We start from the raw sequence: 22,401 nt of genomic DNA, 5'->3' as shown, positions 1-22,401 counted from the left end.
GCAAAGGAGACCACCATGACCGCAGAGACGATTCGCCGGACGCAGGGACGCGGGCGGCTGTTCAACTCGATCCTCGACACCGTGGGCGATACGCCGGTGATCCGGATCAACAACCTCGCGCCCGAGGGTGTGCGGCTTTACGTCAAGGCGGAGTTCTTCAATCCGGCGGCCTCGGTCAAGGACCGGCTGGCGCTGAACATCATCGAGGCGGCGGAACGCGCCGGCACCCTCAAACCCGGCCAGACCGTGGTCGAGGCGACCAGCGGCAATACCGGCATCGGCTTGGCCATGGTCTGCGCGCAAAAGGGCTATCCGCTGGTGGTCACCATGGCCGATAGTTTCTCGGTCGAGCGGCGGCGCTTGATGCGGATGCTGGGGGCGAAAGTGGTGCTGACGCCGCGCGCCGAAAAGGGCATGGGCATGTATAAGAAAGCGGTGGAGCTGGCCGAAAAACACGGCTGGTTCCTTGCCCGCCAGTTCGAGACCAGCGCCAATGCCGATATCCACGAAGCCACGACCGCGCGCGAGATCATCAATGATTTCGCCGGTGACAGACTGGACTATGTGGTCACCGGATTTGGCACCGGCGGCACCGTCGCGGGGCTGGCCCGTGTGCTGCGCAAGGAACGCCCCGAGACCAAGATCGTGCTGAGCGAGCCGGAAAACGCCGCGCTGATTGCCAGCGGTGTTGCGCAGAAGCGCGGCGCAGAGGGTGCGCCCGCCGCCAGTCACCCGGCCTTCGAGCCGCATCCGATCCAAGGCTGGACGCCTGATTTCATCCCGCTGGTGTTGCAAGAGGTGCTGGATAGCGGCGGTTATGACGGGCTGCGTCCGGTCGCGGGTGCCGAGGGCATTGCCTGGGCCCAAAAGCTGGCCGCCCGCGAGGGGATACTGACCGGCATCTCGGGCGGCTCCAGTTTTGCCATTGCCATGCAGATTGCAGAGCGGGCAGAGGCGGGGGCGGTGATCCTCGCGATGTTGCCCGACACCGGCGAGCGCTATCTGTCGACGCCGCTCTTCGCCGATATCCCCGAGGAGATGGACGACGAAGAGCGCGCGCTGTCGGAGTCGACCCCCGGTTACCGGATGGCCGCCGAGTGATCGGTCAGGCCGGACGGGGCGCATAGCCTCGCTGGCCTGCCGTCTTGGCGCGCCGTATCGGCCTGTCCTTGGGGCACACCCAAGGGCCGCGGCCCGCCCTGATTGGGCAGGCCGCAATCCAACCGAAAGGAGGCCGCAGCATGGCCCCAGATACCCAGCCCCCAGATACCCAGCCCCGCGACAACCAGACCCTTGATCCGGCCAATTGGGACGAGATGCGCCGTCTCGCGCAGGGGATGGTGGAGGGTGCCATTGCCCGCCTGCAGGGGCTGGGTGATGGTCCGGTCTGGCAACCGATGCCCGAGGCGGTCAAGGCCGATTTCACCGGTCCGCCGCCCCAATCCCCCGCCGCGCTGGACAGGGTCTATGCCGATGTCACGCAAAACCTCTATCCCTATGCGATGGGCAATATTCATCCGCGTTTCTGGGCGTGGTATATGGGGTCGGGCTGTCTGACCGGCGCGCTGGCGGATTTCCTTGCAGCGATTGACGGCTCGAACCTCGGTGGCGGCAATACCGGCGCCAATCTGGTGGACCGGCAGGTCACCGACTGGCTGCGGCAGATGACCGGCTTCCCCGAGGGGGCCAGCGGCGCGCTGGTCAGCGGCGGGTCGATGGCCAATATCGTCGGGCTTATGGCCGCGCGCAATGCCAAGGCGGGGCTTGATCTGCATCACCATAGCGTTGCCGAGATCGCCGCGCCGCTGCGTTTCTATGCCTCGGATCAAGTGCATGCCTGCCATATGAAAGCGATGAACCTGCTGGGGCTTGGCGGCAAGGCGCTGGTCCGCGTGGCCACGGATCAGAACTATCGAATGGATATCACTGCATTGCGCGCCGCCATCCGCGCCGACCGCGCCGCGGGGCGGACCCCCGCCTGTGTCATCGCGACGGCAGGCACCACCAACACCGGCGCGATCGACCCTTTGCCCGCGATTGCCGATCTGTGCCGCGCCGAAGACCTCTGGCTGCATGTCGATGGCTGTATCGGGGCGATGTTCGCGATTGCGCCGGAAAACCGCCATCTGGTGGCGGGGATGGAGCGCGCGAATTCGCTGGCGCTTGATCTGCACAAGGGGTTGCATGCGCCCTTTGACGTGGGCTGCGCGTTGCTGCGCGACCGCAGGATCCATCGGGCGACCTTTGCCGAAGAGGCGGAATACCTGCAGGTGGCCACCCGCGGGCTTGCGGCGGCAGAGTTCCTGCATGACTACGGGCTCGAGACCACCCGCGGCTTCAGGGCGCTGAAAATCTGGATGATGCTGCGCCATCACGGGGTTGCGGCCTTCGGGCGTATTCTCGACCAGACCATCGCTCAGGCCCGCCATCTGACCGCGAGGATCGAGGCCGAACCGGCGTTGCAACTGATGGCGCCGACCGCGACCACCGTGGTCTGTTTTCGCCACGCGCCCGCTGGCATGAATGACGCCGCGCTGCGCGCCCATAACACCGAGATCATGCTGCGCCTTCAGGAAAGCGGTGTCGCGGTGATCACCGATACGACGATCCGTGGCCGCCACTGCCTGCGCGCGGCGATCTGCAACCACCGCACCCGCGACGCGGATCTTGACCTGTTGATTGATGAAATCCTCAAGATCGGCGCCGAAATCCTGACACCCTGAACGCTTGGGCTCATCGGCCAGATGCTTGGCGAGCGCTGAGGACAGGTGCCGCAGCGGCCGGATGCCGAAGGGGTGGGGGATTGGCGGAGAGATTTTTCTAAAATCGACGCGATTTATCGACGGAAACCGCGGGCTGCCGCGTTACAAAGACATGCGTGGTCTCGTTGCCGCTGTTTCGCTGTCACGCATAGTCTTGGATATCCAAAGATAGGACGTGCGATGCTTCAAAGCCAAACGACCCTGCCGCCGAACCATATTGCCCGAAGACCTCCTGCCGCGGCTGCTTATACTCTTGCCATCCTCGCGCTCAGCGCCCCCGCGGCGCAGGCCCATGAGGATATCACCGACGCCATTCTATCCGAGCGTTTCGCCAGTTGCGCGGCCTATGCCGACAGTTATTCAGCCGAGGTCAATGATGTACAAAACCACCGCAGACTGAGCGCATCACTGGAGATCACGGTCAATGGCGACAGCTGCGAGATCACCTCGAACGCGGTGCCCAATCACGATTTCAACGCCACCGGCCGATTTGTCACCCCGCTTGCCGAGCAGCGGCAAAGCTACAGCATTCCCGCCAATCCGAGTTTCGCCGCCAGCCCCACAGCTTTGAGCCTGCGTTCGGACAACGCCGTGTTTCTCAACGGGGTAAAGCTGGACCTGATGGCGGCGGGGTGTTTCGGCGTCGGTGACGGGCGGATCGGCTGCAACGATATGTCCTCGCCGTTTCGCTATGACCCGATGGCGCCTGCCGCCGGTTTTGGCGCGGATGAGCATAACGCCCACACCCAGCCTGACGGCGCTTACCATTACCACGGCAACCCGATGGCCCTGTTCGAGCAGGAAAACCCCAGCGCCCCCTCGCCGGTGATCGGATTTGCCGCTGACGGGTTTCCGATCTTTGGCAGTTTCATCGCCGATGGAGACAATATCCGGCGGGCGACAAGCAGTTACCGCCTGCGCAGCGGGACACGCGATGGTGGACCGGGCGGCGCATTTGATGGCACATTTATTGATGATTGGGAGTATGTCGCCGGGTCCGGTGATCTCGATCAGTGTAACGGGATGATGCAGGACGGGGTTTACGGCTATGTCGTCACCGAAACCTATCCGCATGTTTTGGGCTGCTTTATGGGCACCCCCGACCCGTCATTTCAAAAGCGCCGCCGGTGATCGCAAGCGTGCAAAGGCCTTGGCGCAGAGCCGCGTCGGTTGGCGCCTCTCGCCCCATTACATCACCGCTTTCAAGGCGCTGTCTTGTGGCGCCCCGAAACCTTCAACACCCCGCAACTGACCCCAAAAAAGACCCCAACAAAGGACCACTTTAATGACCAAATTCATCCTGCCATCGGCTGCGCTTGCTGCCCTGTTCATCGCCGGTTCGGCACAGGCAGATACCGTGGAAATCTACCTTGTCGATATGCTCGACAATACCCAGAACGGCTATTGCATCGATATTTCCGGCGGTCAGGGCGCGCAGGCTGACCCCGATAACGGGTTGCAGGGCCACACCTGCTATAGCCCGTCGGGCGAGATTTTTGTCGATCAGGGGTTTGACTCGGTGCAATTCGCCGAGGGCACGCTTTATATGCCCGAGTTTGATGTCTGCGCCACTGTCGCCGCCTTTGAAGCGGGCGCCGCGATCGGGCTGGCGGAGTGTGATGGCAGCGCCGCGCAGAGCTTTAGCTTCACCGATGGGGGCACGATCACACCGGCCTCCGACACGGGGCTTTGCATGACGGTCGGCGCGGACACGCGGAACGGGCGCAGCGACACCAACCAGATCAAGGCGCTGTCACTGGAAACCTGCAGCGACGATCAGGCGGCCTCGCAAACATGGAGCAGCCGCGGCGTGACCGGATAAGGCGGTTAGGAGATCTTGCCTGCGCGGATGTGGCCGAGGCAGAGGTTCGGCAAAGGGCAGCAGCCCCGCATCCGCCGGCTTTGTCTAAGAAAGCCTACGCCGGTTCGGGGGGCGCCTCGCTGCCTACCCGGATCGGCACGTGGTCTAAGTCTTGCGATGAGGTGGTTGGACCTGCTCGCATGGCACAGGTGCTTCCCCCCCGCGGCGTGTTCGCGGGCGGGCGGGGTGCAGGATCAGCGTGTTTCCTCACCGCGTCCCGACCCTCCGGCGCGTGGGTGTCCTCTATGTCCGAGCGGCGCTCAGGCCCCGGACACCTGCCACTCAAGCTGCGGGTTTTCGCGGAAGGCGAAGCGTTCGAGGTGGCTGGTGATCACCCCGGTCATCTTGTCGAGTTGCGGCTGGTCGGGCGCTTCGACGGTCATCTGCAGCCCGCTCTCATCGGCGCGCAGCTCGCAATGCCCGAACGGCAGTTCGATACGGCCCGATCCCGGTTGATGTGTGACCGGAACCTTATGGCCGAAATGTTTGCACAACGTGCCCAGATAGCGTTCGGCATTCGGTGTATTGAAAAATGTGCTGGCGTTCATCTCGTTACTCCTTGGTTACAGGGTTGATCTATGCCTGCGCGATTGATCGGGGTATTCATCGATTCCAGAAGTCATAATTCGGGCAGGCAGAACAATGATGGATCACCTGCGGCATATGGCGATCTTTGCCAGCGTCGTTGACGAAGGCTCGTTTCGCGCGGCGGCCAAGGTGATCGGCCTTGCGCCCTCGCGGGTCAGCGAGAGCGTCTCTGACCTCGAGCGCTATCTCGGGGTGACGCTGCTTTACCGCACCACGCGCAAAATCGCGCTGACCAATGAGGGGCGGATATTCTATGCCCGTGTGGCCGAGATGCTGCGCAGCGCGGAAAACGGGCTCAACGAGCTGAACGCCCTGTCGCTAGAGCCGGTCGGCGCCCTGCGCGTGTCGATGCCGGCGTTTCTGGCCACTTCCTCCTTGGCGACGGCGATTGCGGAGTTTGTTCGGCAGCATCCGCAGGTGGCGATTTCGGTCGCCTTTACCGATGAGCAAAAGGATCTGCTGGATGACGGGTTTGACGTCAATATCCGCGCTGGATGGCTGGACGACAGTTCGATGATGTCGCGCAAGCTGGGGGAAAGTGATCGGGCGCTGGTGGTCGGGGTCAAATATGCCTCGACCCGCCCGCCGCCCGGCCACCCCTCCGACTTGGAGGATTGGGACTGGCTGCGCTATAAATACCGGCCCGACCACACCACATTGCACGGGGCTGACGGCGCGGTGGTCAAGGTTCTGGGGCAAGCGCGGCTTGATGCCGATAGTATCGACGCGCTCTATCATTTCACCTGCCAGAACCTCGGCGTGACGGTCCTGCCCGAGCATCTTGCAGCGCGCGGCGAGGCCAAGGGCGAATTGCTGCGGCTCTTGCCCGCGTGGCGTTTGATCCCCTTGGGCTATTTCGCCGTCTGGCCGGACAGATCGCGGCGCGAGAGCCTGGCGTTGCTATTCGTGCGCTTCATCGCGGAACGGCAAGACCACCTGCGCAAAACCCACGGCGCGAGGGGCTGAATCGACCACCGAGTAACCCGCCTTATGGGCGAGGCGTCACGTTCGGCATGGGGCGGCGCGTGGCGCTGGGTTGCCCCGAAACCGGCTGCACCGTTGAGAAACACCGGTGAGAACCGCCGCCGAGCGGGAATGTCGCGGATCTCTACACCCCCGAATTAGTCTTTGCGCGGTGCAACAATCTGAATTAGCGTTGAATTACGGTGCCACATCTGTGGCTTCAAAGGGAATCGGGTGAAAACCCCGGACTGCCCCCGCAACTGTAAGCGGTGAGTGCAAAGGCAAAACCACTGGCCGAAAGGCTGGGAAGGGCCCGCGCGCATCGACCCGCAAGTCAGGAGACCTGCCGTAAAACCGATGGCCAGCGTGCCGTCTTTATATCCAACGCCGCCGGTGGGGCGGCATAACAAGGGACTTGTCTCATGCATATCGAACCGGGCGTCGTTGACGGCGCCAAAATGGTGTTTGCCTATGGCACCGCCGCGGCTGCCGCTGGCTATTCGGTCAAGCTGATCGCCAGTGATCTCGCCCAGCACAATATCCTGTCCTTCGCGGCGCGCAGCGTGCTGGCGACGGTGGGCGTCTTTGTCTTTTTCGAGCTGCTGCCGCATTTCGCGGTTGGCGTCTCCGAGGTGCATTTCATCCTTGGCACGACGCTGTTCCTGCTCTTGGGGGCGGCCCCGTCAGCGCTTGGATTGGCGTTGGGGCTGCTGGTGCAGGGCGCGTTTTTTGCGCCCAGCGATTTGCCGATGTATTTCGTCAATGTCACCACGCTTTTGGTGCCGCTGTTCGCGATCAGCGCCTTGGCGCAACGCATCATTCCGCAGGATCGGGCCTATGTGGATCTGGCCTATGCGGATGTCCTCAAACTGTCGGTCGCTTATCAAGGTGGCGTGGTCGCATGGGTCGCATTCTGGGCCTTTTACGGGCAGGGATTCGGCGCGGATAACCTGAACGCGGTCTGGACCTTTGGCGCGGCCTATATGCTGGTGGTATTGATCGAGTCGCTGGCCGATCTTGCGGTTCTGGCGGGGGCCAAAGCGCTGCGCGGCGGCAGTATCCGCGGGCTGTTCACCCATCGCCTGTATCACGCGGGCTGAATATAAGCGGACCTCCGGGCTTGCTGACAGGCCCGGAGGTTGTCTGACCGACACGGTGGCGCGGGATCACGCGCCCCGCGATCAGGCGGTCAGATCGTGATTTAAAGCGGGGCTCCGGCGCCCGCAGACCTGAGGGGGCGCCGGAGCCTTTTTCAAATTACCGCCGCGCCGCGTTACGCCGTTTCACGGGGATCGGGCGGGGCTGTGGAGCCGGGGCGCTGGCGATGATTGCAAGCAGTGCCGCGCCGAGTCCGAGGGCGAGAATGAGAGCAATCATTCATGTTCCTCCGTATCCTGATCCACCGGATCAAGCGGGCGGACAGCGGCGACGCCTTCGATATCGCCGTCAGGCTCATAACCATTGCCAAGGCCGCTCTGGATGAAATCGGTAATCGCCACCACCTGCGCGTCGCTGAGGAAATGCCCGAAGCTGGGCATCGCCTGCTGGCCGTTGACGATCAGATAGGTCGCGTAGCCGGCGAACTCGAGGTTCGGATTGCCACTGAGCGCCGGATATTCACCGGCCCCGACCGCGCCCGACCCGTCCGGCATATGGCAGCCCGCGCAGAGCGTTTGATACAGGTCTTCGCCGTCGGTGCCGGTGTATTCGCTTTGCCACGCGGCGCCGCCATCGGCCATCTCGGTGATCTCGGCTTCTTGCGGGCGGGGTTCGACCTCGGGCGCATCCGATGTGCTCTGTGCCAAGACGGGCAGGGCAGGGAGCGCGGCGATCAGGAGGGCTGTGAGATATGTGGTTTTCATCGCTTCACCCGTTGATAATTTTGTCATGGAGACGCGAGATCGCGTCGAGCGAGGAGAGAATCGCGCCCTCCTGCCAGGCGGGCAGATAGGAGAGATGCTCACCGGCGCAGACCACGCGGTTGTCGATTTTCACCGCGTCGTCGTAATTGTCGCGGTTCTGCCAGATCCCCGAACAGCCGAGCACCCATGGCACCTTATGCCACGCCACGCTGACCCCGGTTTTGAACTCTTCGCGGTATTGCGGATGGATGCGTTCGCCCTGTCGCAGCGCCCATTCGAGCCGCTCTTCGGGCTGCATGGCGTTGAACCGATAGGAGTTTTCGCCGCGCCATGTATAGCCGCCGAGCAGCACGCCGGGTCCGTCCGAGAAATAGCCGGTCGAGGGATAGCTGATCTGGCCGATCGCTTGGTCGGTATAGCTGATACCGCCGAAAATTTGCTCGTCCTGCTCCCAAAAGCGGCGTTTGAACTCCAGCCCCCATTTGGTGGAGCCATTGTAAGGCATTTCGGCAATCGCTGAGGCCAGCCCGCCAGAGAGATTATGGTCGATCTGGCTGAGGATCGAGAAGGGGATGGTGCAGACGCAGTAATCGGCGGTGCTGGTCTGGCGCTCGCCGCTGCCGTCGGCGCTCTCCCATGTCACGGTGACGCCGCTCTCGTCTTGCTGCAGCGCCACGACTTTGGCGTTATAGGTGATCAGATCGCCGACCTCGCGCTCGAAGCCCATGGCGATCCCGTCCATGCCGCCGACCGGCTGGAACATTGGCGCTTGGTGGTCGATGGTCTCATGGGTTGCCAGATACTCCCAAAGGCGCGACTGCACGACTTGCCGTGGATCCAGCAGATCCGAAGCCACGGGTTCCGCCCCGACACCGCCGCCGGGCAGTTTTTCAAAGCCGCGGTAATCGCTGACCTCAAGGCTTTTGACGTATTCATTCTGGCTATTCAGCACGCCAAAACTGCGCAGGCTCTCGATCAGCAGCTCTTGGTCTTCGGTACTGACCAGTTCATCCAGCTTGCCCTGATCCACCGCCTTGGCCAGCAGTTCCGAAATATGGCCGCGGTAATCGGTTTTGATATCGCGCAGCCGCTGCGGCTGGCCGCCGTAGGCGTCCGAGCGGTGCAGATAGGAACTGTAATTGAGTTGGATAAACGGCTCGAGCGGCACTCCGAGGCGCTTGCAGTAATCGAGCACCGCATGGTGATGATGCGGCAAGCGCCAGGGTCCGGGGTTGATGTAATTGCCCTCGGCAAAATCGACGTTCTGGGTGGCGCCGCCCAACTCGGTGTAGCTGTCGCCACCGCGCAGGGTCCAACAGCGCCCGCCGGCTTTCTCGCGGTATTCGAGCACTTCGACCTCGTAGCCCGCGGCGCGCATCTCATAGGCGGCGGTGAGGCCGGCGAGACCGGCGCCGAGGATCAAAACCTTGGCGCCATTTGGATCGCCATCAAGCCTTATCGGCCCGGTGTAATCCGAGGGCGCGGCGTGTCCCATCGCGCTCATTGCGTGATACATGGCGGTGCTGCCTGCCGCTGTGCCAATCATGGCCAGCAGATTGCGGCGTGTGATTTGAGTCATTCGGAGGGCCTCCATGCTGCAGTGTTTTCTGAGCGGCGCGGGGCGAGAATTGGCCGGAAAACACCCAAGCAAGACCCGTGCACTACCACAGGTTTAACTGCCGCGCGCGGGTTCGGTTCCCATGTAGGGCGGGCAATTGTTGGAGGTCGCATGGTGTGGTGCTTGTGTTCTACGGCGCGGATGTTTTTGTTTTCAACGAGTTGCGGGGAAGCGCTGCGGCGAAAAATTCTGCATCTGAGATGCCGCTTTATTGGGTCTGCACCTGCCGCTGGCTATGTCGCCGGGGGTGATGCGCAAAGGGACGCGCCCGACTCTGGGTGGGTGCTCGGAACCGTCCCACGATGCGCTGCGCTCGAAAGCATCCATGTTGGCTGCGTGGCGTAAGACATCGCCAATGCGCCCTCCCTGGGGGAGGGTCGGGCGCGGCCCGGGGTGACCCCGGGCAAAGGGGGTGGGCGGAGGTGGAGCGCCTATTCTTTCTTGTTTGTGCCTTTCTAGATCTTTGTTGCTCGAGTGATCACGGCCCGTGGGTTCCACGGGCCAAACAGTTGCGCATGCACCCGCCCCTCAACCTCACACCGTCGCCAGTATCTCCGAGATTTCCGCCGCCCTCGGATCGGGCGCCGTCAGGGTCGAGCGCACCAGAACGATATCGGCCAGCGCCTCGGTGGTGCGGATCGGCAGGGTGACCAGCGGCTGCCCGTCATAGCTCAGCCCACTCGGCGGGTGCGAATAGCTGATCCCGACCCCGGCCCCATGCGCGGCCAGCGAGCGCATCATCTCCAGCGAGGCGGTCTTATGCTCGACATGCATATCCACACCGGCGCTCTCGAATATCCGCATCACGAAGCCCAGCGACAATTCCTCGGCCGAGAGGATCAGCCGCACATTCGCCAATTGCTGCAGGGTCAGCGCCTTGAACGCCGCCAATGGATGCGCGGGCGACAGGAAGGCCACCGGCGCCACATGTTTGATCTTCTGCTTATCAAAGCGCTCGTCAAAGCCGATGTCGTAGGAAATCGCCGTATCAATGCGCCCCTCGGTGATATCCCGCGCCAGATCGGAAAACCGCCCCTCGCGGCCCTGAAACGACATCTGCGGAAACCGCTCGCGCAGGATGTGCAGCGCTTTGGTCAGATACCACGGAGCGATATCCTCGAAACAGCCCAGCACGAAAGGCCGCTCGGTGCTTGCGGACTGCTCCAGCGCCTCGGCCTGCCGCAACAGCTCGCGGGCCTGCGCGATGAACCGGTGCCCGAAGGGGGTGATCGCAATCGCGGCGCCCTTGCGGCGGATGAAAATCTCGCGGCCCAAGCGCGCCTCGACCCGGTTGATCGCCACCGACAAGGAGGGCTGCGAGACGTTCAGACGCGCGGCGGCATCGGTCATCCGGCCGGCATCGGCGACCGCGACGAGGTACTGATATTGGCGCAATGTTACATATAGCATGTATCTATATAATCTATGAATAAGTATTATTGGAAGCTATTTATAGCCTGGCCTATGGTCCTTTCAAACGGAGGATACCAAGATGCACCCACTTCTTACCCAAGATGATATCGACACCTTCCAGCGCGACGGTGTTGTGCTGATCAAAGGCCTGTTCAAAGACCATATCGACGCGATCAGCGCCGGGATCGAGCGCAATATGGCCGAGCCCGGCCCCTATGCCGCCGAGAACCTCAAAGAGGGCGAGGGCGGGCGGTTCTTTGACGATTACTGCAACTGGACCCGCATCCCCGAGTTCGAGCAGGTGGTGCGCGACTCGCCCGCCGCCGAGGTTGCCGCCGACCTGATGGGCTCGAAGCGGGTGCAGATGTTCCATGACCACGTGCTGGTCAAAGAGCCCGGCACCTCGAAAGCCACGCCCTGGCATCAGGACGGGCCGTATTATTTTGTCGATGGTATCCAGAACGTCAGCTTCTGGTCGCCGATGGATGCGGTGAAGGACGCCGGTCTGCGCTGCGTTGCCGGTAGCCACGCTTGGGACAAACCGGTGCTGCCGACCCGCTGGCTGGCGGAGTCGAGTTTTTACCCCAATGAGGACGACTATATGCCGGTGCCGGACCCCGATGCCGAGGGTATGGATATCCGCGAATGGGCGATGGAGCCGGGCGATGCGGTGGCGTTTAACTATGGCACGCTGCACGGCGCGCGCGGCAACACCACCCAGTCGCGGCGTCGGGCCTTCTCGCTGCGGCTGGTCGGCGATGACGCGCGCTATGTCGAGCGCCCCGGCCCGACCTCGCCGCCGTTCCCCGGCCACGATATGAAACCGGGCGAGACGCTGCGCGAAGACTGGTTCCCGACCCTCTTCCAGCGTTAACCAACTCCGGTTGCGGACGGGGCAGGCCGCGCACAGATCGCGCCCGCGCCCCGTCACCAGCCCCCGCGATCTTGCCGCCGCATTGGCGCGGTGAGGCGTCGCGACGGGGGTTCCAACGTCATTATCTATGACCAAAGCCGCCGCGTGCTGTCCTTGACAGCGCGCGTTTCTGCGTTGCAGCATCGGACCTGAGTCGCTTGGTTGTGACGCCGTGAGCGTGCGGGGTAACCGGTTAAAATCGGGTAAAAACCCGCCGTCCCGCGCGAAATGCTGCGGGTGCAGTGTCGTGGCATGCCCGCTGTGCAAATTGCAAAGAATTTCACCTATACTAAAATAAATTTATTGACAGCCATGGTTTCGCCGCTCAATCTTTAGCCATGGTAAAGAAAACGAATGAAGCCAGTCGAGAGCTTCTTGGCCCCGCGCTGAGAAAACGGCGCAAGGTGCTGAAACTTTCGATGCAGACCGTCGCCGATGCCGCAGGGCTGTCGGTCGGGTTTATCAGTCAGGTTGAACGCGGGTTGGCCTCGCCGTCGCTGTCGTCGCTGGCGGGGATTGCCGAGGTCTTGCAGACCCCGATTTCCGAATTCCTCAGCCAGCCGTCGGGCGATCGCGGCACCACCCGCAAAGAGGAGCGCCAAGCCTATTCGGTGCAGCCCTCGCTGATTTCCTATGAGCGGCTCTCGTCAAAATTCGACGGCCAGCAGCTTTATTCGGTGATCGTCCATGACGCGCCGGGGCACCGCAGCGAACCGATCAGCCACCGCGGCGAAGAGATGTTCTATGTCATCGAGGGCGAGGTGACGATCGAGATCGAGGGCGAGGTCGAAGTCCTCAAAGCCGGCGATTCGGTGCATTTCGACAGCCGCCGCGTGCATTCGACATGGAATGCCACGGACAAAACCGCCTCGTTTTTATGGTGCGGCACGATGGATATTTTCGGCGAAGGACCAAAGCCTATTCACGACAGAATTCCGGCCAACGCGCCGGTGCGGATACAGCCAGCAGGAGAAAAGAAATATGACTAAACCATTTATCCTTGCCACCGCCTTGATGGCCGCGACGGCGCTGACCACGCCGGCTTTCGCGCAGACGGTGCTGCGGCTCGATGAGGTCGCGGTCGGCGAATTGGATCCGGCGAAAGCCTCGGATTACGCCGATTCGATCCTGATGTTCAACGTCTATGACACGCTGGTTTTGCCGCGTCAGGGCGGGCCCGGCTATGAGCCGCATCTCGCCACCGGTTGGGAGGTTGACGGCGCCACCTATACCTTCACCCTGCGCGATGACGTCACCTTCCAGTCCGGCAACCCTTTGCGCGCCGCCGATGTGGTCTATTCGCTCAACCGGATGCATGAGATCGGGCAGGGGCTGTCGTTCCTCTTTCCTGATGTCGAGGCCGAGGCGATTGACGAGCGCACCGTGCGCTTCACCCTTGCCGAGCAGAACGCGCCCTTCATTGCCTCGCTGGTGCGGTTGCCGATTGTTGATCAGGTCTTGGTGCAGGAACAGGCCACCGACGACGACCCTTGGGCCGAGGCCTATCTCTCGGGCACCGCTGCCGGTTCTGGCGCCTATAGCGTGACCTCGCACAACCCGCAGGAACTGACGGTGATGGCGCTCAATGACGGGTATTTCCTGCCCATCAATGACGCCGCCCCCGATCAGGTGCGGCTGCGCTACAGCCTTGAGGCGGCCACCGTGCGCACGCTTTTGGCGCAGGGCGAGCATGATATCTCCAGCCAGTGGCTGCCGCCGGAAGTGATGCGGGCCTTGGCCGCAGGCGGCGCGCAGATGTTCACCGAAAGCGGCACCGGCGCGTTCTATGTCAAGCTCAACACCGCCCGCGCGCCGTTGGATGACGTCAACTGCCGTCAGGCGCTGGCTCATGCCTTTGACTACGGCACTGCGCTGCAGATGGTGGCGATCACCGATGATGTGTCCTCGGGTTCGCCCTCGACCGGTGCGGTTCCGGTGGGCATGTTCGGGGCCAATGCGCCCGAGATGGCGCTGACCCGCGATCTGGATGCCGCGCGCGCATATCTGGCGGAATGCCCCACGGCGCCCGAGGATTTCAACCTCGAGATCAGCTGGATCGCCGAGGTGCCGGTCGAAGAGCGTTTTGCCCTGTTGATGCAGGCGAATTTCGCCGAACTGGGGATTTCCTCGAGCATCGCGACCCTGCCTTGGGCGCTGTTCACCGAGCGGGTTGCCAACCCCGAGAACACCCCCCACATCAGCCAGATCTTCGCCAATGCGGTGACCGGTGACCCTGATACGTTGCTCTACAATATGTATCACTCCTCGACCCCGGGCACATGGCAGTCGCCGGAATATCTGAGCGATGCGCAGGTTGATGAGGCGCTTGAGGCCGGACGGCGCGGGCCTTCGGACGACGAGCGTGAGGCGGCCTATTCGGCGCTCAACGCGCGTTTGATGGAACTGGCGCCGACGATCTATGCCTATGACCGCCAGTCGGTGTTTGCCGCCTCGAACCGTGTCCATGCACCGGCGCTGAGCGATCCGGCGATGGCCTTTGGTGTCGATGGCGTCGGCTTCACCTTCCGCCTGATGGAAATGACCGGCGAATAAACGCCCGGTGTCGCCTTTGGTTCGGGCTGGCTGCTGGCCCGAACCGCATCTGAATATCACTTACCCGGATTGATCCCATGTCCTCTGTCCTGCGCATTTTGCTAAGACGGCTCGGTATTTCTGTGATCGTGCTGATCGGCGTGTCGATGCTGATTTTCGCCATCGCCCGCGTCATTCCCGGTGATCCGGCGCGGATTGCGCTGGGCCCGAATGCCTCCGCTGAACAGGTCGCCAATCTGCGCGCCGAGATGCATCTCGACGAGTCAATATTCGCGCAATACGGCTATTTCGTCAGTGATGTGCTGCGCGGGGATCTGGGGCAGTCGCTCTATACCAACCGGCCGGTGACCACCGATATCGTGCAGTTCCTGCCCGCGACGCTGGAGCTGGTGATCTTTGCCGGTATCCTGATGGTCGGGCTGGGCCTGCCCTTGGGCATCCTTGCTGCGCGCCATCGCGGGCGTTGGCCGGACCATGTGATCCGCGTGCTGACCCTGCTGACCGTCTCGGCGCCGAGCTTCGTCTGGGCAGTGATCCTGATGCTGCTGTTTGCCTTCTACCTGCCGCTGTTTCCGGTGGCGGGGCGGCTGGGCGACAGTTTCGACATTGCCACGGTGACCGGTTTCCTCACCATCGACACGCTGATCGCGGGGAATTTCAGCGCCTTTCTCGACGCGCTTTCGCATCTGGTGCTGCCCTCGGTGGCGCTGTCGCTGTCGGGGATCGGGCAGGCGGCGCGGCTGACCCGTGCCAATATGATCGAGACCTATGACAAACCCTATATCGAGATGGCGCAGGCCTTCGGTTTCTTTCCGTCGCGGATCGCCAAACGCTATGCGTTCAAGCCGTCGATGATTCCGTCGCTAACCATCATCGGCCTCGATTTCGCGGCGATGCTGGGCAATGCGTTTCTGGTCGAGGCGGTGTTTGCCTGGCCGGGTCTCAGCCGCTACGGCGTCGCGGTGATCCTGCGCAAGGACCTGAACGCGATCATGGGCACGGTGTTGATCATCGCGCTGACCTTCTTGGTGGTGAATATCCTGGTCGATCTGCTGATCGCCTTTCTCAACCCCCGCATCCGCCATTCGACGAGGGCCTCCTCATGACCCGTGCCCTGCGCATTATCGCCTCTAACCCGCTGTCGCTGGTCGGCCTGATCCTTGTGCTGATGATCGTGCTGGCCGCCACTTTCGCGCCGTGGATCGCGCCGTTTCCGACGCATAATTCGGCGGTGATTGATTTCGCCTTTGCCAATAGCGCGCCCTCGTCGCGCAACTGGATGGGCACCGATCTGGTCGGCCGCGATATCTTCAGCCGCATTCTCTACGCTTTCCGCATCTCGCTGGTGCTGGGCGTGGTGGTGCTGATCATCGCGACGCCGATTGGCACCATCGTTGGCCTGCTGGCGGGGTATCTCGGCGGCTGGACCGAAGCGGTCTTGATGCGCATCGTTGATGTGTTCCTGTCGATCCCGCCCTTGGTGCTGGCAATTGCGGTGCTGGGCGTCTTGGAGCCGACGTTGACCAACGCGATGATCGCGGTCACCGTGATGTGGTGGCCGTGGTATGCGCGGCTGGTCTATTCGATCGCGCGGTCCGAGCGTGAAGAGGGCTATGTGCTGGCCGCCGAGGTCATCGGCGCCTCCACCACCCATATCACCCTGCGCGAAATTCTGCCCAATTGCCTGCCCGCGATCATCACCAAAATGACGCTGGATATGGGCTTTGTGATCATCATCGCCTCGTCGCTGTCCTTTCTGGGCTTGGGTGTGCAACCGCCGACGCCGGACCTTGGCTCGATGGTCGCCGAGGGCGCGCGTTACCTGCCCGATAGCTGGTGGATGACGGTGTTTCCCGGCCTCGCGATCCTCCTGGCGGTGTTCGGGTTCAACCTGCTGGGCGACGGGCTGCGCGAAGTATTGGGGGCCGAGGAATGAGCACGCTTCTCGATATCCAAGACCTGAGATTGTCGTTCAAAGGGCTGCGCGGGATCACTGATGTGTTGCACGGCATCTCCCTGTCGATTGCCGCCGGAGAGCGCGTGGCGCTGGTCGGCGAAAGCGGCTCGGGAAAATCGGTGATCGCGCGTATCGTGCTGGGATTGTTGCAAGAAACCCGCAGCGCGCGGGTCTCGGGCAAGGTCGGTTTTGACGGCGCGGAGATTAACACGATGCGCCCGCGCGACCGTGCCAAGCTGCGCGGCACCGAGATGTCGATGATCTTTCAAGACCCGACCTCCTCGCTCAACCCGACTTTCACCATTGGCAACCAGTTCGCCGAGGTGATGCGCCGCCGCGATCCCAAGCTGAGCCGCGCCGCCTGCGATGCCCGCGCCATCGAGATGCTGACTGAGGTTTCGATCCCCAACCCCGACCGCATACTGGAAAACTACCCGTTCCAGCTGTCGGGCGGGATGAACCAGCGGGTGATGATTGCGATGGCGCTGGTCAATCATCCGAAACTATTGCTCGCCGATGAGCCGGGGACGGCGCTGGATGTCTCGGTGCAGGCGCAGACCCTGCGGTTGATGCATGATCTGGTCGAGAAGCACGGCACCGCGGTGCTGTTCATCTCGCATAACCTTGGCGTGGTGCGCGAATTTGCCGACCGCGTTTATGTGATCTACCGCGGCAATATCGTCGAGGAAGGCCCGACGGCCTCGGTATTTCACAACCCCGGCCACGCCTATACCCGCGCGCTGATGGATGCAGTGCCGCGGATCACCGGCGCCGGTCTGCCCGAAGTCCCCGAAGTTTCGGACGCTTTCCTCGCGCCGATGGTGCGCCATGACAGAGGTGCGGCATGAGCCTGTTAACCGTTGATAATCTGAGCAAAAGCTTCTCGGTCGCCGGTGGCATGGTGCATGCGGTGCGCGATATCAGCTTTGCGGTCGAGCGTGGCGAATGTCTGGCGGTGGTCGGCGAAAGCGGCTCGGGCAAGACCACGCTGGCGAATATGCTCCTCGGCATTCTGTCGCCGACCTCGGGCAGCATCCGTTTTGACGGCACTGAACTCCCCGCCAAACGCCGCGCCAGCCACCGCCGCGCGATCCAGTTTGTGCAGCAAAACCCGCTGTCGTCGCTGAACGCCAAGCGCAGCATCGGCGCCTCGGTGCGGCTGGGGCTGGACACCTATCAGATCGGCGAACGCGCGCAGCGCTGGGCCAAGGTCGAGGACGCGCTCGAAGAGGTCGGATTGCCGCGCGAGATGCGTCACCGCGCGCCCTCGGCGCTTTCGGGCGGGCAGCGCCAGCGGGTGGGGATTGCCCGCGCGCTGGCCTGCGATCCCGAGTTGGTGGTGCTGGACGAGCCGACTTCGGCGCTGGATGTGCTGGTGCAGGCGCGGGTGCTGCGGCTGCTCAATGACCTGCGCACGCGCAAGAAATTGACCTATATTTTCATCACCCATGATCTGGCCGTTGTACGCAATGTGGCCGATCGGGTGGCGGTGTTCAAATCCGGCCAATTGGTCGAATTGGGCGAGACCGCGCAAATCTTCACGGCACCCAAACACCCCTATACGCGCAGCCTGATTGGCGCCGTGCCGGTGGTGGATGATGCCGAATTGGACCTCAGAAACAGACTTGCGAAAGGGACATGATGGATTTCATGCAGGCCGTGGCCGCCAAGGGCCAACCCGACCAGACATTCGAAGCGCTCGCCAAATTGGTCGATGAGACCATCGGGGTGAAACTGTTCACCACGCTGGTGATCGACCGTGAGCGTGATGTGGTGCGCCGGAATTACTCTAATATGCCCGAGGCTTATCCGGTGTCGGGTGAGAAGCCCCGCGCCAAGGATCGCTGGGCCGATATCGTCGAGGGCCAGCACCAGACCTTTGTGCTGAACTCCTACGAAGAGATCAAAGCCGCCTTTCCTGACCATGAATTGATCCGCTCGCTGGGCTGCGAAAGCTGCATCAATGTGCCGGTGACCATCGACGGGCAGGTGATCGGCACGCTGAACTGTCTGCACGACGCGGGCTATTACACGCAAGAGCGGATCGAGGCAGCGAATGCGCTGAAATTGCCGGGGGCGCTGGCCTTCCTGCTGCATGAAAAATTCAACCAAGGAGCCTGACATGGCAGATAGCACCCGCCGCGTGGCGACCGATGTCGGCGGCACATTCACCGACCTTGTGGGGTTCGAAACCCGCGCCGATGGCACGATTGATATCGTCACCGCCAAATCCGACACCACGCCGCCGAACTTTGAAGAGGGCGTGCTGAATGTGCTGAAAAAGGGCGGGATCGAGCCTGAAAGCGTCAGCTTCATGGCCCATGGCACCACCGTGGTGATCAACGCTTTGACCGAGCGCAAGGGCGTAAAGGTCGGGCTGATCACCACCGAAGGCTTTCGCGATGTGTTGGAGATCGCGCGCGGCAACCGACCCGATTTCTTCAACCTGCATTACGAAAAGCCCGAGGTGTTCGTCGCCCGCCATCTGCGCGCCGAGGTGCCCGGCCGGATGACCTATCGCGGCGAAGAGCGCGCGGCTTTGGACCTGTCCGGCGTGCCTGCGATCCTTGACCATTTCCGCGCCGAGGGCGTCGAGGCGGTGGCGATCTGCCTGCTGCATGCCTATGCCAATACCGCGCATGAATTGGCCGTGGTTGACGAAGTGCGCCGCCTCTGGCCCGAGGTTTCGGTCGTCGCCTCGCACCAGATCACCCGCGAATGGCGCGAATACGAGCGCACCAATACCACCGCTTTGTCGGCCTATGTGCAGCCCGTCGCGGCACGCTATCTGGGCAAGCTGGATGCGGGTTTGAAGGCGCAGGGTCTGGCGAAAAGCCCCTATATCATGCAGTCAAACTGCGGCGTTGACAGCCTTGAGGCGACCTCGCAGGTGCCGATCAATATGGTCGAAAGCGGTCCTGCCTCGGGGTTCTGGGGGGCTGCGGAACTGGGCAAGCTGATCGGCGAGAAGAACATTCTGGCGCTCGATATCGGCGGCACCACCGCGAAATGCTCGCTCATTGAAGACGGCGAAGTGCGGATCATGACCGACTACTGGATCGAGCGCAGCGGCAAATCCGCCGGCTATCCGATCATGGTGCCAGTGGTTGATCTGGTCGAAATCGGCAACGGTGGCGGCTCGATCGCTTGGGTCGATGACTTTAAGAAACTACATGTCGGCCCACAATCGGCAGGCGCTTTGCCCGGTCCGGCGGCCTACGGCAAGGGCGGCAGCAAGGCGACCACCACCGACGCCAATCTCTGGCTGGGACGGATCAATCGCGATTATTTCTGCGGCGGCGAGGTCGAGGCGGATATGAAAGCCACCGAGGCCGCGCTAAAGGCGGTGGGCGATGATCTGGGCGTCGGCGTTGACGAGGCGGCGCAGGGCATCGTGCGGATTGCCAACAACAATATGGTCAATGCGCTGAAACTGGTCAGCCTCAACCGTGGCCATGACACCCGCGATTTCACCCTGCTGGCCTTTGGCGGCGGTGGCGCGATGCATGCGGTGGCCTTGGGGCAGGAGTTGCAGGTCAAGAAGGTCGTGGTGCCCGCTGCGGCCTCGGTGTTCTCGGCCTTCGGGATGATGATGTCGGATCTGCGGCGTGATTATTTCGTCACCCAACTGGTCGATCTGAACGACGGGGCAGGGGCGAATATCGAGGCGATCTTTGCCGAGGCCGAAGCCACCGCCCGCGCCACCTTCGAGGCCGAGGGCGTTGACCCGTCGGAGGTGAATTTCCTGCGCTACGGCAAGCTGCGCTACCAGAACCAGGAGCACACCACCGAAGTGCTGCTCAATGGCACGGTCTCGGACGCGGAACTCGGCCAGATCACCCGCGATTTCCACGAGGCCTATGAGCGCGAATACACCTACCGGCTGGATGCGCCGGTCGAGATGGTCGGCATCCATCTGGTCGCCCGCGCCGAGGTCGGCAAGCTGGAACTCAAACCTGCGCCCTTGGGCGACGCCGATGCCAGCCCCGCGCATAAGGGCCAGCGGCAGGTGGATTACGCGCTTGAGGGCAAGCATGTGGCCGACATTTACGACGGCACCAAGCTGGCACCGGGCATGGCCTTCGACGGCCCCGCGATCATCGAGGATCCGGGCACCACGATTGTCATCCACCCCGGCAACAAGGTGGAAATCGACGCCTACCGCAACACCCATATCCATGTGGGAGGGCAGTCATGAGCATGAATGACCCGATCACGCTGGAGATCATCCAGAACTCGCTACAGGCCGCCTCGGACGAGATGTTCGCGGCGATGCGCAAAACCGCCATGTCCTCGATCATCTATGAGGTGTTGGACATGGGCACCGGCATCACCGACGCGGTCGGGCGGATTGCCTCCTCGGGGGCGGGGATACCGGCGTTTATCGGCGTGCTGGATAAATCGGTGCAGTTTATCCTGAAAAAACATGGCGATAACATCCGGCCCGGTGATGTGTTCATCACCAATGATCCGTGGCACGGCGGAGTGACGCATCTCAACGATCTGGTGCTGGCGATGCCGGTGTTTGCAGATGGCAAGATCATCGCATGGACCGCGAATATCGCCCATAACTCGGATGTCGGCGGCATGGCGCCGGGGTCTTTGTCGGGCGAGGCGACCGAGATTTTCCAAGAGGGGCTGCGGCTTCCGGCGGTGAAAATCGTCCGCGAGGGCGAGACTGATCAGGCGGTGATGGATATCATCACCACCAACAGCCGGATGCCCGATTTCCTCAAGGGTGACGTCTGGGCGGCGATTGCGGCGGTGCGGGTAGGCGCGCGCAGGCTCGAGGGGCTGGCGGCGAAATACGGCACCGCGACCTTCCTTGTGGCGATGGATCACTTCATGGATTTCGGCGAGAAAGCGGCCCGCGCCGAACTCGCCAAACTGCCCCACGGCACGTTTGAATTGTCCGAGGAACAGGACGACGGGCGGGTCTATAACGTCAAGGTCACGATCAGCGCCGATGAATTCCTCGTCGATCTGCGCGATAACCCCGATCAGGACACCGGCCCGACCAACGCCTGCCGCGATGGCACGATGATCTGCGCGCAGATGGTGTTCAAATCCCTGACCGATCCCGACACGCCGGCCAATGACGGCAGTTTCCGGCCGCTCAAGGTGCTGACCCGCGAGGGCTCGATCTTTGATGCGCGCGAAGGCTCGGCCATCGGCTTCTACTTCGAAACCGAAGTGCGGGTTTACGATCTGATCTGGCGCTGCCTTGCACCGCATATCCCCGAGCGTCTGCCTGCCGGTCACTTCAGCTCGATCTGCGGCACGTTCATCGGCGGTATCCACCCCGACACCGGCCGCCAATACACCATCGTCGAGCCGCAGATCGGTGGCTGGGGCGCATGGGACGGGCGCGACGGCAACCCCTGCATCTTCTCGGGCTTCCACGGCGAGACCTATAACACCCCCGCCGAGATTTCCGAGGCGCGCAACGGGCTCTTCGTCGACCGTATGGCGCTGAACACCGCACCGGGGGGCGAGGGCAAGTATAACGGTGGGCGCGGGCTGGTGCTGGAATACCGTATCCGCACCAAGAACGGGTTCCTGACAGCGGGGTATACGCGCTCGAAAATCAAGCCGTGGCCGCTGGAAGGCGGCAAGGAGGGTTCGGGCAATTTCGTCGAAGTGGTCAAGGCGGATGGCGGCCAAGAGACCTATAGCTTTGTCTCCGGCCTCGACCTGACCACCGATGATGTGATCCGCGTGATCACCTCCAGCGGCGCGGGCTACGGCGATCCCAAGGACCGCGATCCCGAAGCGGTGCACCGTGACATCAAAAACGGGTTGATCAGCCCCGAGCGCGCCAAAGAGGTGCATGGGCTAGCGTTGTAACAGCAGGTGCGGGGCGGTGGCCGCGGGTCAAATCCGCCGACCGCCCCGCACCATGCCGCGAATG

20 protein-coding genes and 1 riboswitch are annotated in these 22,401 nt (G+C 62.5%); of the genes, 16 read left to right on the top strand and 4 right to left on the bottom strand.

All coding sequences use genetic code 11. The features are described from left to right. The first annotated feature begins 15 nt into the window (after positions 1–15). From DDE20_RS16005 to DDE20_RS15990, 4 genes are all read left to right on the top strand, one after another. Complete coding sequence (locus tag DDE20_RS16005; RefSeq protein ID WP_116559531.1) at positions 16–1,101, top strand: PLP-dependent cysteine synthase family protein; 1,086 nt, start codon at positions 16–18, stop codon at positions 1,099–1,101. 140 nt (positions 1,102–1,241) lie between these two features. Beyond that, positions 1,242–2,723 (top strand): pyridoxal phosphate-dependent decarboxylase family protein, encoded by a 1,482-nt coding sequence (locus DDE20_RS16000; protein ID WP_240608140.1) that lies wholly within the window; start codon positions 1,242–1,244, stop codon positions 2,721–2,723. A 219-nt stretch (positions 2,724–2,942) separates the two neighbouring features. Continuing rightward, positions 2,943–3,893, top strand: a complete 951-nt coding sequence (locus tag DDE20_RS15995; RefSeq protein WP_116559530.1) for a YHYH protein — start codon at positions 2,943–2,945, stop codon at positions 3,891–3,893. Positions 3,894–4,047: 154 nt separating this feature from the next. After that, positions 4,048–4,584 carry a ricin-type beta-trefoil lectin domain protein gene (locus DDE20_RS15990; protein ID WP_116559529.1) on the top strand — a complete coding sequence of 179 codons (537 nt, stop codon included), beginning with the start codon at positions 4,048–4,050 and terminating at the stop codon, positions 4,582–4,584. A 299-nt stretch (positions 4,585–4,883) separates the two neighbouring features. On the opposite strand, the gene DDE20_RS15985 is transcribed toward DDE20_RS15990, so the two are convergent. Continuing rightward, positions 4,884–5,171 carry a DUF2218 domain-containing protein gene (locus DDE20_RS15985; RefSeq protein WP_116559528.1) on the bottom strand — a complete coding sequence of 96 codons (288 nt, stop codon included), beginning with the start codon at positions 5,169–5,171 and terminating at the stop codon, positions 4,884–4,886. A 94-nt stretch (positions 5,172–5,265) separates the two neighbouring features. Between DDE20_RS15985 and DDE20_RS15980 the strand changes: the two genes are divergently transcribed. Both DDE20_RS15980 and DDE20_RS15975 read left to right on the top strand, forming a co-directional pair. Next, the gene (locus tag DDE20_RS15980) at positions 5,266–6,177 is read left to right on the top strand and encodes a LysR family transcriptional regulator (protein WP_116559527.1); all 912 of its coding nucleotides are present in this window, start codon (positions 5,266–5,268) and stop codon (positions 6,175–6,177) included. Between the two features lie 181 nt (positions 6,178–6,358). Then, a riboswitch (cobalamin riboswitch) is annotated at positions 6,359–6,539 on the top strand. A gap of 57 nt (positions 6,540–6,596) precedes the next feature. Next, positions 6,597–7,274, top strand: a complete 678-nt coding sequence (locus DDE20_RS15975) for an energy-coupling factor ABC transporter permease (protein ID WP_116559526.1) — start codon at positions 6,597–6,599, stop codon at positions 7,272–7,274. Between the two features lie 273 nt (positions 7,275–7,547). Here DDE20_RS15975 and DDE20_RS15970 read toward each other — a convergent pair whose 3' ends face one another. The 3 genes from DDE20_RS15970 to DDE20_RS15960 all read right to left on the bottom strand — a co-directional run bounded on the left by DDE20_RS15970 (position 7,548) and on the right by DDE20_RS15960 (position 11,064). Next, positions 7,548–8,036, bottom strand: coding sequence for a c-type cytochrome (locus DDE20_RS15970; RefSeq protein ID WP_165814538.1), 489 nt, complete (start codon positions 8,034–8,036; stop codon positions 7,548–7,550). 4 nt (positions 8,037–8,040) lie between these two features. Continuing rightward, on the bottom strand, positions 8,041–9,615 hold the full coding sequence (locus DDE20_RS15965) for a flavin monoamine oxidase family protein (protein WP_240608138.1): 1,575 nt from the start codon (positions 9,613–9,615) through the stop codon (positions 8,041–8,043). Between the two features lie 573 nt (positions 9,616–10,188). Then, positions 10,189–11,064, bottom strand: a complete 876-nt coding sequence (locus tag DDE20_RS15960; protein ID WP_116559524.1) for a LysR family transcriptional regulator — start codon at positions 11,062–11,064, stop codon at positions 10,189–10,191. Positions 11,065–11,146: 82 nt separating this feature from the next. Here DDE20_RS15960 and DDE20_RS15955 point away from each other — a divergent pair, with 82 nt between their 5' ends. The 10 genes from DDE20_RS15955 to DDE20_RS15910 all read left to right on the top strand — a co-directional run bounded on the left by DDE20_RS15955 (position 11,147) and on the right by DDE20_RS15910 (position 22,337). Next, positions 11,147–11,941, top strand: coding sequence for a phytanoyl-CoA dioxygenase family protein (locus DDE20_RS15955; RefSeq protein ID WP_116559523.1), 795 nt, complete (start codon positions 11,147–11,149; stop codon positions 11,939–11,941). Between the two features lie 377 nt (positions 11,942–12,318). Beyond that, complete coding sequence (locus tag DDE20_RS15950; RefSeq protein WP_116559522.1) at positions 12,319–12,969, top strand: cupin domain-containing protein; 651 nt, start codon at positions 12,319–12,321, stop codon at positions 12,967–12,969. Beyond that, the gene (locus DDE20_RS15945; RefSeq protein ID WP_116559521.1) at positions 12,962–14,533 is read left to right on the top strand and encodes an ABC transporter substrate-binding protein; all 1,572 of its coding nucleotides are present in this window, start codon (positions 12,962–12,964) and stop codon (positions 14,531–14,533) included. Before DDE20_RS15950 ends, DDE20_RS15945 begins: the two co-directional genes overlap by 8 nt. A gap of 77 nt (positions 14,534–14,610) precedes the next feature. Continuing rightward, entirely contained in the window at positions 14,611–15,639 is a 1,029-nt protein-coding gene (locus tag DDE20_RS15940) for an ABC transporter permease (protein ID WP_116559520.1), read from the top strand. Beyond that, positions 15,636–16,469 carry an ABC transporter permease gene (locus tag DDE20_RS15935; protein ID WP_116559519.1) on the top strand — a complete coding sequence of 278 codons (834 nt, stop codon included), beginning with the start codon at positions 15,636–15,638 and terminating at the stop codon, positions 16,467–16,469. Before DDE20_RS15940 ends, DDE20_RS15935 begins: the two co-directional genes overlap by 4 nt. Next, positions 16,466–17,338, top strand: a complete 873-nt coding sequence (locus tag DDE20_RS15930; protein WP_116559518.1) for an ABC transporter ATP-binding protein — start codon at positions 16,466–16,468, stop codon at positions 17,336–17,338. The genes DDE20_RS15935 and DDE20_RS15930 overlap by 4 nt, the downstream gene beginning before the upstream one ends. Beyond that, positions 17,335–18,132 (top strand): ABC transporter ATP-binding protein, encoded by a 798-nt coding sequence (locus DDE20_RS15925; RefSeq protein ID WP_116559517.1) that lies wholly within the window; start codon positions 17,335–17,337, stop codon positions 18,130–18,132. Before DDE20_RS15930 ends, DDE20_RS15925 begins: the two co-directional genes overlap by 4 nt. Next, positions 18,129–18,611, top strand: coding sequence for a GAF domain-containing protein (locus DDE20_RS15920; RefSeq protein ID WP_240608134.1), 483 nt, complete (start codon positions 18,129–18,131; stop codon positions 18,609–18,611). Before DDE20_RS15925 ends, DDE20_RS15920 begins: the two co-directional genes overlap by 4 nt. A 1-nt stretch (position 18,612) precedes the next feature. Continuing rightward, entirely contained in the window at positions 18,613–20,688 is a 2,076-nt protein-coding gene (locus tag DDE20_RS15915; protein WP_116559515.1) for a hydantoinase/oxoprolinase family protein, read from the top strand. Further along, positions 20,685–22,337, top strand: coding sequence for a hydantoinase B/oxoprolinase family protein (locus tag DDE20_RS15910; protein WP_116559514.1), 1,653 nt, complete (start codon positions 20,685–20,687; stop codon positions 22,335–22,337). The genes DDE20_RS15915 and DDE20_RS15910 overlap by 4 nt, the downstream gene beginning before the upstream one ends. Positions 22,338–22,401 lie beyond the last annotated feature (64 nt).

Origin of the sequence: Pararhodobacter oceanensis, assembly GCF_003076755.1 — a bacterium.
Classification (GTDB): Bacteria; Pseudomonadota; Alphaproteobacteria; order Rhodobacterales; family Rhodobacteraceae; genus Pararhodobacter; species Pararhodobacter oceanensis.
Note: the sequence above shows the minus strand (reverse complement) of the source record. Positions and strands in the feature narration are given on the sequence as shown.

Bases quoted from the DNA above. Each gene is read 5' to 3' on its own strand.
- DDE20_RS16005 (WP_116559531.1), top strand. From the start codon at position 16: ATGACCGCAGAGACGATTCGCCGGACGCAGGGACGCGGGCGGCTGTTC.
- DDE20_RS15970 (WP_165814538.1), bottom strand. From the start codon at position 8,036: ATGAAAACCACATATCTCACAGCCCTCCTGATCGCCGCGCTCCCTGCC.
- DDE20_RS15975 (WP_116559526.1), top strand. From the start codon at position 6,597: ATGCATATCGAACCGGGCGTCGTTGACGGCGCCAAAATGGTGTTTGCC.
- DDE20_RS15985 (WP_116559528.1), bottom strand. From the start codon at position 5,171: ATGAACGCCAGCACATTTTTCAATACACCGAATGCCGAACGCTATCTG.
- DDE20_RS15910 (WP_116559514.1), top strand. From the start codon at position 20,685: ATGAGCATGAATGACCCGATCACGCTGGAGATCATCCAGAACTCGCTA.
- DDE20_RS15935 (WP_116559519.1), top strand. From the start codon at position 15,636: ATGACCCGTGCCCTGCGCATTATCGCCTCTAACCCGCTGTCGCTGGTC.
- DDE20_RS15930 (WP_116559518.1), top strand. From the start codon at position 16,466: ATGAGCACGCTTCTCGATATCCAAGACCTGAGATTGTCGTTCAAAGGG.
- DDE20_RS15925 (WP_116559517.1), top strand. From the start codon at position 17,335: ATGAGCCTGTTAACCGTTGATAATCTGAGCAAAAGCTTCTCGGTCGCC.
- DDE20_RS15995 (WP_116559530.1), top strand. From the start codon at position 2,943: ATGCTTCAAAGCCAAACGACCCTGCCGCCGAACCATATTGCCCGAAGA.
- DDE20_RS15945 (WP_116559521.1), top strand. From the start codon at position 12,962: ATGACTAAACCATTTATCCTTGCCACCGCCTTGATGGCCGCGACGGCG.
- DDE20_RS15960 (WP_116559524.1), bottom strand. From the start codon at position 11,064: ATGCTATATGTAACATTGCGCCAATATCAGTACCTCGTCGCGGTCGCC.
- DDE20_RS15940 (WP_116559520.1), top strand. From the start codon at position 14,611: ATGTCCTCTGTCCTGCGCATTTTGCTAAGACGGCTCGGTATTTCTGTG.
- DDE20_RS15990 (WP_116559529.1), top strand. From the start codon at position 4,048: ATGACCAAATTCATCCTGCCATCGGCTGCGCTTGCTGCCCTGTTCATC.
- DDE20_RS15915 (WP_116559515.1), top strand. From the start codon at position 18,613: ATGGCAGATAGCACCCGCCGCGTGGCGACCGATGTCGGCGGCACATTC.
- DDE20_RS15955 (WP_116559523.1), top strand. From the start codon at position 11,147: ATGCACCCACTTCTTACCCAAGATGATATCGACACCTTCCAGCGCGAC.
- DDE20_RS15920 (WP_240608134.1), top strand. From the start codon at position 18,129: ATGATGGATTTCATGCAGGCCGTGGCCGCCAAGGGCCAACCCGACCAG.
- DDE20_RS15965 (WP_240608138.1), bottom strand. From the start codon at position 9,615: ATGACTCAAATCACACGCCGCAATCTGCTGGCCATGATTGGCACAGCG.
- DDE20_RS15980 (WP_116559527.1), top strand. From the start codon at position 5,266: ATGATGGATCACCTGCGGCATATGGCGATCTTTGCCAGCGTCGTTGAC.
- DDE20_RS16000 (WP_240608140.1), top strand. From the start codon at position 1,242: ATGGCCCCAGATACCCAGCCCCCAGATACCCAGCCCCGCGACAACCAG.
- DDE20_RS15950 (WP_116559522.1), top strand. From the start codon at position 12,319: ATGGTAAAGAAAACGAATGAAGCCAGTCGAGAGCTTCTTGGCCCCGCG.